Genomic DNA, 14,653 nt, shown 5'->3' on the forward strand with positions numbered 1-14,653 from the left:
TCGCTGTGGCGACCTGTGGGTCGGGCCGGAGATCAGTGGTGGCCGTGGCCGCTGGTGATCTCCTTGTACTCGTCGGCGGTCGGCTTGGGGATCTGGTTCCCCTCGCCGTAGTAGCCCTTGCTCAGCTTGGCCCGCAGCTTCTGGCCACGCGTCACCTTGCGCTCGACACCGTTCTCGTCGACCTTCGGGCCGATCTCGGCCGGCGCGTACTGCTCGTGCGCCGTGAGGCTGTGCAGCGCCTGCTGGCTGAGCGGCTCGTGGATCTCGACGAACTCACCGTGCGGCAGGCGCTTGATGATGCCGGACTCGCGTCCGTGCAGCACCTTGTCCTTGTCGCGCCGCTGGAGACCCAGGCAGATGCGCCGGGTGACGATGAACGCGAGGACCGGTCCCACGAAGTAGGTGATCCGGACGAACCAGGTGATCGAGTTGATCGACAGGTGGAAGTGGGTGGCGAAGATGTCGTTGCCACCACCCAGCAGCATGATCATGTACGCCGTGATCCAGGCGACGCCGAGACCGGTCCTGGTCGGCGCGTTGCGCGGCCGGTCCAGGATGTGGTGCTCGCGCTTGTCGCCGGTGACCCACGACTCGATGAACGGGTAGACCGCGATCGCGCCGAGGACCAGACCGAAGACCACCAGCGGGATGAACACGCCCAGGGCGAGCGTGTAGCCCCACAGGTTGATCTCCCAGCCGGGCATGACACGGATCAGGCCTTCGGCGAAGCCCATGTACCAGTCGGGCTGGGCGCCGGTGGACACCTGGTCCGGACGGTACGGGCCGAGCGCCCAGACCGGGTTGATCGTGAACAGGCCCGCGATGGCCGCGATGACACCGAAGACCAGGAAGAAGAAGCCTCCGGCCTTGGCCATGTAGACCGGCAGCAGCGGCATGCCGACGACGTTCTTGTTCGTACGGCCGGGGCCCGCGAACTGCGTGTGCTTGTGGTAGAAGACCAGGATCAGGTGCGCCACCACGAGGCCGAGCATGATGCCCGGCAGCAGCAGGATGTGGATGGAGTAGAACCTGGCCACCATGTCGTGGCCGGGGAACTCCCCGCCGAACAGGAAGAACGAGATGTACGTGCCGACGACCGGCGTCGCGAGGATCGCGCCCTGCGTGAAGCGGACACCGGTGCCCGAGAGCAGGTCGTCCGGGAGCGAGTAGCCGGTGAAACCGGTGAACATGCCCAGGACGAACAGCAGGAAGCCGAACATCCAGTTGATCTCACGCGGCTTGCGGAACGCGCCCGTGAAGAACACGCGCATCATGTGCACGAACATGCCCGCGAGGAAGATCAGCGCGGCCCAGTGGTGGATCTGCCGGATGAGCAGACCGCCACGGACGTCGAAGCTGATCTCCAGGGTCGACGCGTAGGCCTCCGTCATGCGGATGCCCTGCATCGGCACGTACGAGCCGTGGTACACGACCTCGTTCATGCTCGGGTGGAAGAACAGCGTCAGGTACACACCCGTGAGGATGATGATGATGAAGCTGTAGAGGCAGATCTCACCCAGCATGAAGGACCAGTGGTCCGGGAAGATCTTGCGCATGTTGGCCTTGGCGAGGCTGTAGATGCCCAGCCGGCCGTCCGCCCAGTCGGCGACCCGCTCACCCGCGGGGGCCTCTTTGCGCTTTTCGTCAGTCACGGTGCTCATCCGCGCTCCCAGAAACTAGGACCGACGGGCTCTTCGAAGTCGCTGAGCGCTTCGAGGAATCCTTCGTCATTCACGCCGATCCGCAGCTGCGGGAGGGCGTGACCGGCCGGGCCGAAGATGACGCGGGCACCGTCGGAGAGGTCGAAGGTGGACTGGTGGCACGGGCAGAGCACGTGATGCGTCTGCTGCTCGTACAGGCTGATCGGGCAGCCGACGTGGGTGCAGATCTTCGAGAACGCCACGATGCCCTGGTGGGACCAGTCGAGTTCGCGCTTGTCCTTGATGTCCGCCGGCTGAAGCCGGACGATCATCAGGGCCGCCTTGGCGATCTCGTTGTTGAACTCGTGGTTGTCCTCCTCCAGGCCTTCCGGCTTGGCGAAGGTCAGCGAACCGACCGCGACGTCCTCGGGACGCAGCGGCTCGTTCGTGTTCATGTTGATGAGCTGCTTGCCCGCGCCCCACAGCGTGTGGCGCAGCTTGTCCTCGGGCAGCGGGCCCAGGTCGCGCAGCAGCACCACACCGGAGAGCGGCACCATGGCCAGCGCACCGAACATCGTGGTGCGGATCAGCTTGCGGCGGCCGATCACCGACTCCTCGGCGCCTGCCTTGAAGTCGGCCATGACCTTGGCCTTGACCTCGGGCTCGGCCGAGATGGGGTGGCGGTCGTCGGCGACTTCCTGGTCGGACATCAGGGTGCGGGCCCAGTGGACCGCACCCGCGCCGATGCAGAAGAGCGCGAGGCCGAGGGTCAGGCCCAGCGAGAGGTTCAGCGCGCTGACGTGCCCGAGCGGCCAGACGTACGTGATCTGGTCGACGGGGAACGCCACGAACGAGGCGATGAAGCCGACCGTGGCGAGCATCGACAGCGTGAACAGGAGGGCGACCGTGCGCTCGGAGCGCTTGGCTGCCCGCTCGTCGATGTCCTGGATGCGGGGCTTGTGGGGCGGCAGCCCCGGGTCCGCGAACGGGTCGTCCGCCACGGCTACCGCGCCGTGCGCGGTGTCCTGCTCACTGGGCAGGTTCTTCTCTGGAATCTCTTGGCTACTCATGACTTCTTGGCCTTAGCGGTGTGGGCCGCGACCCAGACGGCGACAGCGATCAGCGAACCGAGACCGAAGATCCAGCCGAAGAGGCCCTCGCTGACGGGGCCGAGGCCGCCCAGCGCGAAGCCGCCGGGCGTCTCCGTCTCCTCGCCGTTCACGGTCTTGACGTACGCGATGATGTCCTTCTTCTGCTGCTCCGGCAGCGTCGTGTCGGGGAAGGACGGCATGTTCTGCGGGCCGGTCTGCATGGCCTCGTAGAGGTGCTTCGGGCTCACGTCTTCAAGGCTCGGGGCGTACTTGCCGTTCGTCAGGGCACCGCCCTCGCCCGTGAAGTTGTGGCACTGGGCGCAGTTGGTACGGAACAGGTCGCCACCCTTGGCGATGTCCGCACCTTCGGGGCTGTACTGCTTCTCGGTCGGCGTGATCGGGCCGGCGCCGAGGGAAGCGACGTACGCGGCGAGCTGGTCGATCTCGGCCTGCGTGTAGACCTTCGGCTTCTCCGGCACCTGGGCGCCGGGCTGCTGCGCCGGCATGCGTCCGGTGCCGACCTGGAAGTCCACTGCGGCTGAGCCGACGCCCACGAGGGACGGGCCGTCGGAGCTGCCCTGACCGCCGGTGCCGTGGCAGCTGGAGCAGCCGACGGCGTACAGCTTCTTGCCCTCCTCGATGGCGAGGGACTGGGCGGTTTCATCGGCCTGGGCCTTGCCCGCGGGCGCGAACGCGGCGTACAGCCCCCCGGTGGCCGCCAGCGCGAGGAGTAGTACGACGACCGCCGCCAGCGGATGGCGTCGTCGTGCGGAGAGCTTTTTCACGGATTACCCCGGTGTCAGGATCTTCTGCGTCGATGGGTGCTGGATGTGGGCCGGGTTACGGACCCGACCTACTTGATCATGTAGATCGTGGCGAAGAGGCCGATCCAGACGACATCGACGAAGTGCCAGTAGTAGGACACGACGATGGCGGCGGTTGCCTGCTCGTGGGTGAATCTCTTGGCCGCATATGTGCGGCCTAGGACCAGCAGGAAGGCGATGAGTCCGCCCGTCACATGCAGTCCGTGGAAGCCGGTCGTCAGGTAGAACACCGAGCCGTACGGGTCGGACGAGAGCGAGAGGCCCGCGTCCTTCACCAGCTCGGTGTACTCGAGGACCTGGCCTCCGATGAAGATCGCACCCATCACGAACGTGATGATGAACCACGTCCGGAGCTTCTTCACATCGCCCCGCTCCGCGGCGAAGACGCCGAGCTGGCAGGTGAGGGAAGAGAGCACCAGGATCGTGGTGTTCGTCGCCGAGAACGGGAAGTTCAGGTGTTCGGCCTGCTGCTTCCAGAACTCGGGACCCGTCACCGATCGCAGGGTGAAGTACATCGCGAATAGGGCCGCGAAGAACATCAGCTCGGAACTCAGCCAGATGATGGTTCCGACGCTGGTGAGGTTCGGTCGATTGACCGACGGGTGCGCGTGCCCGGTATCTACTGTCGTTGCTGTCGCCACGACCGACATTATGTCGGTCGCTTATCCCGCCCTCACTCCCGGGGGTGCCATTCGGTGTGTCCATGCTCTGGGAAGGCCCTGTGACCTGAGCCGAACGGCCCATCGGGAGTACCGTCGAAGGCATGAACGAACCACTGCTGACCGGCTGTCGGACGGAGTAGCATCCGCGCATCGGTTCCTGATCCAACACCGAGCCTTCGAGGGCTTTCAGATGCATGGAGGAACAATGACCGCCACGGTCCTGGTCTACAGCGACAACGCGAACACCCGCGAACAGGTGCTGCTGGCGGCGGGTCGCAGGCCCGCCGCGGACGTGCCGCCGGTCGAGTTCCTGGAGTGCGCCACGCTGCCGGCCGTCCTTACGGCGCTGGACAAGGGCGGTGTCGACGTCTGCGTCCTGGACGGCGAGGCGGTGCCCGCGGGCGGCATGGGCGTATGCCGGCAGATCAAGGACGAGGTGTTCAACTGCCCGCCCGTGCTGCTGCTGATCGGGCGCCCGCAGGACTCCTGGCTGGCCACTTGGAGCCGCGCCGAGAGCGCCGTGACCCTTCCGGTCGACCCGGTGGAGTTCGCGGACGCCCTGGCGGCGCTGCTGCGCGGCAGGCTCACCGTAGAGGCGTGACACCCGCGCGAGGCCCCGTCAGACCTCCGGCCGCAGCCTGGCCATGTCGACGGGGCTTCCGCCTTCCCGGACACCGGCCAGCAGGGCGCTGCCCATGCGCCACTTGTCCCAGGGCACGTTCCAGTCGCCGAAGCCGTTGCCGAACGGGTCCATCTCGGTGCCGGCGCTGTTCACGACCTTGACGATGTCGCCCTCACGGACGGTTTTGAAGAACCACTCGGCGTTGCTCGTACTCATGCCGGTACAGCCGTGGCTGACGTTGGCGGACCCCTGCGAGCCGACCGACCAGGGCGCGGCATGGACGTACTCGCCGCTCCAGGTGACCCGCGTCGCGTAGTACACGGACAGGTCGTACGAGTCGGCCGAGCCCTCCGGGATGCCGACGCTCGTACCGCGCATCCGTACGAAGTACTCCTTGCCCAGTACGACCTTGACGCCGTTGCGGGTGGAGAAGCCGGGCTTGCCCGTGGTCACCGGAATGGTGTTGATCACCTGCCCGTTGCGCATCACCGTCATCTGGTGCGAGCCGGCGTCGGTGATGGCCTCCAGCCGGTCCCCGATGGTGAGCCGCAGCGGCTTCGTGGGGCCGCCGTAGAGCCTGTCGGCCACCTTGATGCCGTCGAGGGTGCTGCTCACCGTGATGGTGGCGTTGGCGGGCCAGTACTCCTTCGGGCGGAAATGCAGCTTCTTGTCGTCCACCCAGTGCCAGGTCCCCTGCACCGTCGGCGCGGAGCGCACCTTCAGGGCCCGCTCCACGACCGCTCTGGCGGCCTCGCCCTTGACGGGGACGCTGAGTTCGGCGGTGACGGGCTGGCCGACGCCGTACTTGCCCGCCTTGGGGCCGAAGGTGACCTGCAGCCGTTTCCTCGGCGGTACGGAGGTCTCGAAGGAGAGGGTGCGCGCGCCGGGCGCGCCGCCCTCGTCCTCGGTGGCGACCTTGACCGTGTAGCGCGTTCCTGCCGCCAGCGGGGCGGTGCTGTGCCAGCGTGAGCCGTCCGCGGAGAGCTCGCCCGCCAGATAGCGCCCTGCGGCGTCGGAGGCCGTCACATCGGTGATCCGGCCGTCGTTGTTCCTGGCCGTGATCTCCAGCGGCTTCTCCGGATCCGCCTTCGCCGTGCCCTGGGCCGCGTTGAAGGAGACCTGGTCCGCCGCGTCGTACGGCGCCGCAGACAGCGGGTGGCCGTCGCCGGACCCGCTGCACGCCGTCCCGGCCGCCGCGAGGGACGCGATCAGCAAAGAGCAGCTCAGGACCGTCCGGACTCGAGGAGAGTGGGTCATGATCACACATTAGGAACATTTCGCGCGTACGGCGCGCCGGGAGATGCCAAACGAGGGGCCCGCCCACCTGATGTGCAGGTGAGCGGGCCCCTCGGGAGTGTCGCGCGTACGGACTACTGGTTCTGGTTCTCGCCCCGGTAGTACTCGAAGACCCAGCCGAAGAGGCCGATCAGGAGCAGCGGCAGGGAGAAGAACAGCAGCCACCAGCCCAGGGCGACGGCCAGGAAGGCGAACGCGCCACCGATGGCCAGCGAGAGCGGCTGCCAGCTGTGCGGAGAGAAGAAGCCCACGTCACCGGCTTCGTCCGCTACGTCGGCCTCCTTGTTGTCCTGAGCCATGGCGTCCACACGCTTGGCCGTGAAGGCCAGGTAGTAGCCGATCATGATGCTCAGGCCGAAGGCCAGGAAGAGCGCCGTGGTTCCGGCCGGCTCCTTCGACCACACGCCATAGACGATCGCCATGGCGAGGATGAAGATGCTCAACCAGATGAACATCTTGCCCTGGATCTTCACTTGCCGACCTCCTTGCCGCCGAACAGCGCGGTGTCCTTCTGTCCGTGGTTCTCGAGCTGCTCGAGAGCGGCGATCTCAGGGTGGTGCAGGTCGAACGCCGGGGATTCGGAACGGATCCGCGGCAGCGTGAGGAAGTTGTGCCGCGGGGGCGGGCAGGAAGTCGCCCACTCCAGCGAACGGCCGTAGCCCCACGGGTCGTCGACCTCGATCTTCTTGCCGTACTTCGCGGTCTTCCAGACGTTGTAGAAGAACGGAAGGATCGACAGGCCCAGCAGGAACGAGGCGATCGTCGAGATCGTGTTCAGCAGGGTGAAACCGTCGGCCGCGAGGTAGTCCGCGTACCGGCGCGGCATGCCCTCGGCACCGAGCCAGTGCTGCACCAGGAACGTGCCGTGGAAGCCCACGAACAGCGTCCAGAAGGTGATCTTGCCCAGGCGCTCGTCCAGCATCTTGCCGGTGAACTTCGGCCACCAGAAGTGGAATCCGGCGAACATCGCGAAGACCACGGTGCCGAACACGACGTAGTGGAAGTGCGCGACGACGAAGTACGAGTCGGAGACGTGGAAGTCCATCGGGGGCGACGCCAGGATGACACCGGTCAGACCACCGAAGGCGAAGGTGATCAGGAAGCCGACCGTCCAGAGCATCGGTGTCTCGAAGGACAGTGAGCCCTTCCACATGGTGCCGATCCAGTTGAAGAACTTCACACCGGTCGGTACCGCGATAAGGAAGGTCATGAACGAGAAGAACGGCAACAGCACGCCGCCCGTGACGTACATGTGGTGCGCCCACACCGTGACCGAAAGGCCCGCGATCGCGATCGTCGCGGCGATCAGACCGATGTAACCGAACATCGGCTTGCGGCTGAAAACCGGGATGATCTCGGAAACGATTCCGAAGAACGGCAGCGCGATGATGTAGACCTCGGGATGCCCGAAGAACCAGAACAAGTGCTGCCACAGGAGCGATCCGCCGTTGGCCGCGTCGAAGATGTGCGCACCGAATTTACGGTCCGCCTCCAGCGCGAAGAGAGCCGCGGCGAGCACCGGGAAGGCGAGCAGGACCAGTACACCGGTCAGCAGCACGTTCCAGGTGAAGATCGGCATCCGGAACATCGTCATGCCGGGTGCGCGCATGCAGATGATCGTGGTGATGAAGTTGACCGAACCGAGGATCGTGCCGAAGCCGGAGAAGGCCAGACCCATGATCCACATGTCGGCGCCGATGCCCGGCGAACGGACCGCGTCCGACAGCGGGGCGTAGGCGAACCAGCCGAAGTCTGCCGCACCCTGCGGGGTGAGGAAGCCGGCCACCGCGATGAGCGAGCCGAAGAGGTACAGCCAGTACGCGAACATGTTCAGCCGCGGGAACGCCACGTCGGGCGCGCCGATCTGCAGCGGCATGATCCAGTTCGCGAATCCGGCGAACAGCGGCGTCGCGAACATCAGCAGCATGATCGTGCCGTGCATCGTGAACGCCTGGTTGAACTGCTCGTTCGACATGATCTGCGTGCCGGGACGGGCCAGTTCGGCGCGCATGAAGAGCGCCATCACGCCGCCGACGCAGAAGAACGCGAACGACGTGATCAGGTAGAGCGAGCCGATGGTCTTGTGGTCAGTGGTGGTCAGCCACTTGATGACGACATTTCCCGGCTCCTTGCGCCGTACCGGCAGTTCGTTCTCGTAGTACGAGCCGTCTGCCGCCGCGGCACCCTTGGGTTCGTTGAGGATGCTCACAGTTTGTTCGTCTCCGCATTCCTGGCCGGGTCGGTCTGCTCGATACCGGACGGGATGAAGCCGGTCTGGCCCTTCTCCGCCAGCTCCTTGAGGTGCTGCTGGTACCGCTCCGGGGAGACGACCTTCACGTTGAAGAGCATCCGGGAGTGGTCGACACCGCAGAGCTCGGCACACTTGCCCATGAAGGTGCCCTCACGCGTGGGGGTCACCTCGAAGGCGTTGGTGTGGCCCGGGATGACGTCCTGCTTCATCAGGAACGGCACCACCCAGAAGGAGTGGATGACGTCACGCGAAGTCAGGATGAAGCGGACCTTCTCGCCCTTCGGCAGCCACAGGGTCGGACCCGGGTTGCCGTTCTGCGGGTTCCGCTCGCCGGGAGTGCCGACCGCGTAGACGCCTTCGGCGCCCGCGGGGAACTGCTTGGTGTAGCTGTCCGGGATAGCGTCGAGCTCCTTGGGGGGCTTCACGCCCGTGGCGGCGTCGCCGTCCACGTTCTCCACGTAGTTGAAGCCCCAGCTCCACTGGAAGCCGACCACGTTGATGGTGTGGGCCGGCTTGTCCTCGAGCGCGAGGAGCTTCGACTCGTCGCGCGCGGTGAAGTAGAAGAGGACCGAGACGATGATCAGCGGAACCACGGTGTACAGCGCCTCGATGGGCATGTTGTACCGGGTCTGCGGAGGTACTTCGACCTTGGTGCGGCTACGCCGGTGGAAGATGACGCTCCACAGGATCAGGCCCCATACCAGGACGCCCGTGATGAGCGCTGCCGCCCACGAGCCCTGCCAGAGGGAGAGAATCCTGGGAGCCTCTTCGGTGACCGGGGTAGGCATCCCGAGGCGGGGGAAGTCTTCCCATGTGTACGAGCAACCAGAGGCGGTCGCCAGGACCACGCCCGCGGTCAGCACCTGGAGCAGCTTCCGCCGCATCGGGCGCCGCGACGAGCGGTCGGAGCCGTTGGGACTCACGTAGCGCCTTCCCGAGAGTCTCGCCCGCGCGGTTGGTTGCGGCCGTCTCACTGGTCGGTCGCCGGCCCTGACGCGGGCAGGGGTTTGGATGTTTATGCGGACCAAACCCTACTGGACGCTATTTGGGGTCGCGCGGGGAGGGTGCCCAACGCGCCGCACCCCTCCCCGAAGGGGTGGCTTATCGGCGGAATCCCGGCCTCCGCCCGCCGTCTGACCGGCCATCCGCCCGACCGCCCGACCGCCCGGCCGGTCATTTCGGGAGGACGGGGATTAGCGTGGCGGTGTGCCCTACTTCGACGCCGCGTCCTCCGCCCCGCTGCACCCCGTCGCCCGGCAGGCCCTGCTGGCCTCGCTCGACGAGGGATGGGCCGATCCGTCCCGCCTCTACCGAGAGGGCCGGCGGGCCAGGATGCTCCTCGACGCGGCGCGGGAAGCGGCGGCGGAAGCGGTGGGCTGCCGCCCCGACGAGCTGGTATTCACCTCTTCCGGCACCCGCGCGGTGCACTCCGGGATCTCCGGCGCGCTGGCCGCGCGTCGGCGTGTCGGCCGTCACCTGGCCGTCTCGGCCGTCGAGCATTCCTCGGTGCTCCACTCGGCCGCCGAGCACGAGGCGGCGGGCGGTACGACGACACAGGTCGCGGTGGACCGGGCGGGCCGGGTGGACCCCGGGACGTACGCGCGGGCGCTGCGCGAGGACACCGCGCTGGCCTGCCTCCAGTCCGCCAACCACGAGGTCGGCACCGAGCAGCCGGTGGCCGAAATCGCACAGCAGTGCCGGGCGGTGGGTGTGCCGCTGCTGGTGGACGCGGCGCAGTCGCTGGGGTGGGGGCCGGTGGAGGGCGACTGGTCGCTGCTTACGGCAAGTGCGCACAAATGGGGTGGCCCGGCGGGGGTCGGGCTGCTGGTGGTGCGCAAGGGCGTGCGGTTCGCGGCCCAAGGGCCCGCCGACGAGCGGGAGTCCGGGCGGGCGGCCGGCTTCGAGAACCTGCCCGCGATCGTGGCGGCGGCGGCCTCGCTCCGGGCCGTACGGGCGGAGGCGGCCGGCGAGGCGGTCCGGCTGCGGGCGCTGGTGGACCGGATCCGGTCCGAGGTGGCCGAGTTCGTACCGGATGTGGAGGTGGTGGGCGATCCCGTGCGGAGGCTGCCGCACGTCGTCACCTTCTCCTGCCTGTACGTCGACGGGGAGACGCTGCTGCACGAGCTGGACCGGGCCGGCTTCTCCGTATCGTCCGGTTCGTCGTGTACGAGCAGCACGCTCACGCCGAGCCATGTGCTGCGGGCGATGGGGGTGCTGACGGAAGGCAATGTCCGCGTTTCGCTGCCGCCGGGGACTACGGCGCAGGACGTGGACCGGTTCTTGGAGGTGCTGCCGGGGGCTGTGGCGGGGGTGCGGGAGCGGCTGGGGGCGCCGGTCGGTTCCCCCACCGGTCCGTCCGACGAGCCGTCGCTCGTCGTGGACTCGCTCGGGAAGCGGTGTCCGATCCCGGTGATCGAGCTGGCGAAGGTGATCGGCGACGTGCCGGTCGGGGGGACGGTGACGGTGCTGTCGGACGACGAGGCGGCGCGGCTGGACATTCCGGCGTGGTGCGGGATGCGGGGGCAGGAGTACGTCGGGGAGCGGCCGGCCGAGCGGGGCGTGGCGTACGTGGTGCGACGCGTGAGCTGACGGGTGCGGGTGCGGGTGCGGTGCCTGCGGCGCTGTCCCCTGCCCGCCCCGGACCCCGCTCCTCAAACGCCGGAGGGGCTGGATTTCGTTGCGGCAGCCATCCAGCCCGTCCGTCGTTCGAGGACACGCCCGTAGGGCGCCCCGGGGGTCAGACCAGGTGTACCCGGACCTCTTCCGCTGCCTCGTGGCCGTACGCCTTCGTGAAGCGGTCCATGAAATTGGCGCGGCGCAGCGTGTACTCCTGCGTGCCCAGCGTCTCGATCACCAGCGTCGCCAGCATGCAGCCCACCTGCGCCGCACGCTCGAGGCCGACGCCCCAGGCCAGCCCGGACAGGAACCCGGCGCGGAACGCGTCGCCGACGCCGGTCGGGTCCACCTTGCCCTCTTCCTCGGGGCAGCCGACCACTACCGGCTCGTCCCCCACGCGCTCGATCCGCACGCCGCGCGAGCCGAGCGTGGTGACGCGGTGGCCCACCTTGGCGAGGATCTGCTCGTCGGTCCAGCCGGTCTTGGACTCGATGAGCCCCTTCTCGTACTCGTTGGAGAAGAGGTACGTCGCGCCGTCGAGCAGCGTGCGGATGTCGTCACCCGTCATGCGGGCGATCTGCTGCGAGAAGTCGGCCGCGAACGGGATGGAGCGGGTCTTGCACTCCTCCGTGTGGCGCAGCATCGCCTCGGGGTCGTCCGCGCCGATCAGGACGAGGTCCAGGCCGCCGACGCGCTCGGCGACCGCCTGGAGCTCGATCTGGCGGGCCTCGCTCATCGCGCCCGTGTAGAAGGAGCCGATCTGGTTGTGGTCGGCGTCGGTGGTGCACACGAAGCGGGCGGTGTGCAGGACCTCGGAGATGCGCACCGAGCCGGTGTCCACCCCGTGCCGGTCGAGCCAGGCGCGGTACTCGTCGAAGTCCGAGCCGGCGGCGCCGACGAGGATCGGGGCCGTGCCGAGCTGGCCCATGCCGAAGCAGATGTTGGCGCCCACACCGCCCCGGCGTACGTCGAGGTTGTCGACCAGGAAGGAGAGCGAGACCGTGTGCAGCTGGTCCGCGACCAGCTGGTCGGCGAAGCGGCCGGGGAAGGTCATGAGGTGGTCGGTGGCGATGGAGCCGGTGACTGCGATACGCACGACGAGGACGCTCCTGTGGAGGGGTGGCGTTGACAGTTCACGCTACCTGGTCGTAGCCCCCTCGCACTAAGCGGCAAAACTACCCAATAGTAGGTCTTTTTTCCGGACGTCGCTGGTGCCTACGGTGCCAACATCGGGTCCGCAGTGTGGCGGCCCCCATAGCAACGGGAGCATCCCGCATGCAGAAGCACAGCGTTACGCCGTCCGCCCGGACCGAGCAGGACGGCGGCCTGGAGGAACTGCGCGGGGACTGCGCCCGGATGGTTCCGCACTGGCCGGTACCCGCCGCCGCAGCGGCCCCTCCCGTACCGGCCCCGCTCATCCACGGCGTCACCGTGCCGCCCGCCTCGGCCCGGCTGGTGGGCGGGATGTCCGAATACGGGGGCTGAGCCGGGCCCCTGCGGCGCGTGCGGGGAGTACATGGGGAACCGTGCGCTCCCCCGCTCCGTCCCACCGGTGTCCCCCGTAAAGGGGATACGACGTACGGCACAGGACGGCAGAGCAGCCGAAGGAGCGATGCGGTGAGCACCGAGCGACCGGAACGACCGGAAGAGGACGCGGTCAGCGCCCACAGGCGGCGTTCCCCGCTGGTCGCCGCCTCAGTGGCCGCAGCGGTGCTGCTGGCCGGGGGCGGCGCCGCGTACTGGGCGTCGACCGCCTCGGGCGGTGGCAGCGGTACGGGGAGCGGCGCGGCGGCGGGCGACGGCACTCCGCCGCCGCTCAACCTCGACGGTCATACGGATGGGGACGCGCCGGGCATCGCGCCCGGTGAGCCGGACCCGAACGGCGGGGTGACCTACCGCGCCGACGGGAAGCTGCCGAAGGGACCCGGCTCGGCACCCGTGTACCGGGCCTCGGGGACGGTCACCGAGGCCGAGGTGGCGCGGCTGGCGGAGGCGCTCGGCGTACCGGGCAAGCCGCGCGCCGAAGGCACGGCGTGGAAGGCCGGCGGCACGAAGGACGGCTCGGGGCCGGTGCTTCAGGTCAACAAGCAGGCGCCGGGCACCTGGACGTTCGCGAAGTACGGCCCGAGCGGCAGCGACGACTGCTCCAAGGGCGAGAAGTGCCCGGAGGTGTCCGACCGGCCCGGCGGTGAAGGGTCCGCGGTGAGCGAGAAGGCCGCGAAGGCGGCGGCGGCGCCCGTACTGAAGGCGCTGGGCCAGGGCGACGCCAAGCTGGACGCCCGCCAACTGATGGGCGCGGTACGGGTGGTGAACGCCGACCCGGAGGTGGGCGGCCTGCCGACGTACGGCTGGGCGACCGGCATCCAGATCGGCTCGGACGGGGAACCGGTCGGCGGCAGCGGGCAGCTGAAGAGCCTGACGAAGGGCGCCGAGTACCCGGTGATCAGCGCGGACGAGGCGCTGAAGCAGCTGAACAAGGCCGGGGAGGGTGCCGGCAAGATCGGCATCGGTGGTTGCGCCACGCCCGTGCCGCACGGAGACAAGAACGACGCGGGCGGCAAGGCCGAATCGCCTTGCGAGACGGACGGCGGGCAGCCGCCGGCCGTGCCGGAGCCCGTGACCGTGGGCGGTGCGGTCTTCGGACTGGCCGCGCAGTACGTCGACGGGAAGCAGGCGCTCGTACCGTCGTGGCTCTTCGAGGTGAAGCCCGGGGGCGGCGCGCAGCCGTTCACGATCACGCACCCCGCGGTCGATCCCGACTACCTGGCCAAGCCCCCTGCCTCGCCGGCTCCGCCCGGGAGCGGTGACCCCTCGGCCGAGCCGCGCCAGGTCCAGTCGTACAGCGCCGACGGGCGCAAGCTCACCCTGCACTTCTGGGGCGGCGTGTGCAGCGACTACGCGGCGAAGGCCGACGAGGAGAACGGGGTGGTGAAGGTGAAGATCACCGAGACCAACCCCGATCCCGAAAGGGCCTGCATCATGATCGCCAAGGAGCTGAAGGAGACGGTGACGCTGGACAAGCCGCTGGACGGCCGGAAGGTCGTCGACGCGCGGAGCGGCGAGACGGTGCCGCGCGGGTAGGTCCCGTACGTACGAAAGAAGGCGGCGGCCCCGATCCCGGGGCCGCCGCCTTCTTTCGTACGCGGTTCAGGCTTAGCTGAACGAGTCGCCGCAGGCGCAGGAGCCCGTGGCGTTCGGGTTGTCGATCGTGAAGCCCTGCTTCTCGATGGTGTCGACGAAGTCGATGGAGGCACCGCCCAGGTACGGGGCGCTCATGCGGTCGGTGACGACCTTGACGCCGTCGAAGTCCTTGACGACGTCACCGTCGAGCGAGCGCTCGTCGAAGAAGAGCTGGTACCGCAGGCCGGAGCAGCCGCCGGGCTGGACGGCGACGCGCAGCGCCAGGTCCTCCCGGCCTTCCTGGTCCAGCAGGGCCTTGACCTTGGAGGCGGCGGCGTCGGACAGGAGAATGCCGTCGCTCACGGTGGTCTTGTCGTCCTGAACGGACATCTACATCTCTCCCGGGTTGTACGGACTGCTTGCCGACGTTTGCAACCGGCGCGGCCGCGGATTCATTCCTGGCCTGAGCGCTTGTCTTCCACATTCATGCTCGCACACCCCGTTCGGTGGGGGCACGGGCCTGGCGGCGAC

14 protein-coding genes are annotated in these 14,653 nt (G+C 68.2%); 4 read left to right on the plus strand and 10 right to left on the minus strand.

Features of this window, described 5'->3' with window-relative positions; genetic code table 11:
* Positions 1-32 precede the first annotated feature (32 nt).
* The 4 genes from qcrB to ctaE all read right to left on the minus strand — a co-directional run bounded on the left by qcrB (position 33) and on the right by ctaE (position 4,205).
* Entirely contained in the window at positions 33-1,661 is a 1,629-nt protein-coding gene (qcrB, locus tag AC1P0E_RS08510; protein WP_482741544.1) for a cytochrome bc1 complex cytochrome b subunit, read from the minus strand.
* Entirely contained in the window at positions 1,658-2,710 is a 1,053-nt protein-coding gene (qcrA, locus tag AC1P0E_RS08515) for a cytochrome bc1 complex Rieske iron-sulfur subunit (RefSeq protein WP_482741545.1), read from the minus strand. Before qcrA ends, qcrB begins: the two co-directional genes overlap by 4 nt.
* On the minus strand, positions 2,707-3,516 hold the full coding sequence (qcrC, locus tag AC1P0E_RS08520; RefSeq protein WP_482741546.1) for a cytochrome bc1 complex diheme cytochrome c subunit: 810 nt from the start codon (positions 3,514-3,516) through the stop codon (positions 2,707-2,709). Before qcrC ends, qcrA begins: the two co-directional genes overlap by 4 nt.
* A gap of 68 nt (positions 3,517-3,584) precedes the next feature.
* Positions 3,585-4,205, minus strand: a complete 621-nt coding sequence (ctaE, locus tag AC1P0E_RS08525) for an aa3-type cytochrome oxidase subunit III (protein WP_482741547.1) — start codon at positions 4,203-4,205, stop codon at positions 3,585-3,587.
* 217 nt (positions 4,206-4,422) lie between these two features.
* Here ctaE and AC1P0E_RS08530 point away from each other — a divergent pair, with 217 nt between their 5' ends.
* Positions 4,423-4,818, plus strand: coding sequence for a hypothetical protein (locus AC1P0E_RS08530; protein WP_482741548.1), 396 nt, complete (start codon positions 4,423-4,425; stop codon positions 4,816-4,818).
* A gap of 18 nt (positions 4,819-4,836) precedes the next feature.
* Here AC1P0E_RS08530 and AC1P0E_RS08535 read toward each other — a convergent pair whose 3' ends face one another.
* From AC1P0E_RS08535 to ctaC, 4 genes are all read right to left on the minus strand, one after another.
* On the minus strand, positions 4,837-6,096 hold the full coding sequence (locus tag AC1P0E_RS08535) for a L,D-transpeptidase (protein WP_482741549.1): 1,260 nt from the start codon (positions 6,094-6,096) through the stop codon (positions 4,837-4,839).
* A 113-nt stretch (positions 6,097-6,209) separates the two neighbouring features.
* Positions 6,210-6,608 (minus strand): cytochrome c oxidase subunit 4, encoded by a 399-nt coding sequence (locus AC1P0E_RS08540; protein ID WP_482741550.1) that lies wholly within the window; start codon positions 6,606-6,608, stop codon positions 6,210-6,212.
* A complete protein-coding gene (ctaD, locus tag AC1P0E_RS08545; RefSeq protein ID WP_482741551.1) occupies positions 6,605-8,344 on the minus strand; it encodes an aa3-type cytochrome oxidase subunit I in 1,740 nt (579 codons plus the stop codon). Before ctaD ends, AC1P0E_RS08540 begins: the two co-directional genes overlap by 4 nt.
* Entirely contained in the window at positions 8,341-9,309 is a 969-nt protein-coding gene (gene ctaC / locus AC1P0E_RS08550; protein WP_482741552.1) for an aa3-type cytochrome oxidase subunit II, read from the minus strand. The genes ctaD and ctaC overlap by 4 nt, the downstream gene beginning before the upstream one ends.
* A 283-nt stretch (positions 9,310-9,592) precedes the next feature.
* On the opposite strand from ctaC, the gene AC1P0E_RS08555 reads away from it, so the two are divergent.
* Positions 9,593-10,975 carry an aminotransferase class V-fold PLP-dependent enzyme gene (locus tag AC1P0E_RS08555; RefSeq protein WP_482741553.1) on the plus strand — a complete coding sequence of 461 codons (1,383 nt, stop codon included), beginning with the start codon at positions 9,593-9,595 and terminating at the stop codon, positions 10,973-10,975.
* A gap of 148 nt (positions 10,976-11,123) precedes the next feature.
* Here the strand turns inward: AC1P0E_RS08555 and AC1P0E_RS08560 are convergent, their stop codons facing one another.
* The gene (locus AC1P0E_RS08560) at positions 11,124-12,098 is read right to left on the minus strand and encodes a carbohydrate kinase family protein (protein WP_482741554.1); all 975 of its coding nucleotides are present in this window, start codon (positions 12,096-12,098) and stop codon (positions 11,124-11,126) included.
* Positions 12,099-12,277: 179 nt separating this feature from the next.
* Between AC1P0E_RS08560 and AC1P0E_RS08565 the strand changes: the two genes are divergently transcribed.
* Complete coding sequence (locus AC1P0E_RS08565) at positions 12,278-12,487, plus strand: hypothetical protein (protein ID WP_482741555.1); 210 nt, start codon at positions 12,278-12,280, stop codon at positions 12,485-12,487.
* Positions 12,488-12,619: 132 nt separating this feature from the next.
* Positions 12,620-14,083, plus strand: coding sequence for a hypothetical protein (locus tag AC1P0E_RS08570; protein ID WP_482741556.1), 1,464 nt, complete (start codon positions 12,620-12,622; stop codon positions 14,081-14,083).
* A 72-nt stretch (positions 14,084-14,155) separates the two neighbouring features.
* Here AC1P0E_RS08570 and AC1P0E_RS08575 read toward each other — a convergent pair whose 3' ends face one another.
* The gene (locus AC1P0E_RS08575) at positions 14,156-14,512 is read right to left on the minus strand and encodes a HesB/IscA family protein (RefSeq protein WP_069929089.1); all 357 of its coding nucleotides are present in this window, start codon (positions 14,510-14,512) and stop codon (positions 14,156-14,158) included.
* Positions 14,513-14,653: the final 141 nt, after the last annotated feature.

This window comes from Streptomyces sp. TRD_SC_5, assembly GCF_056836825.1.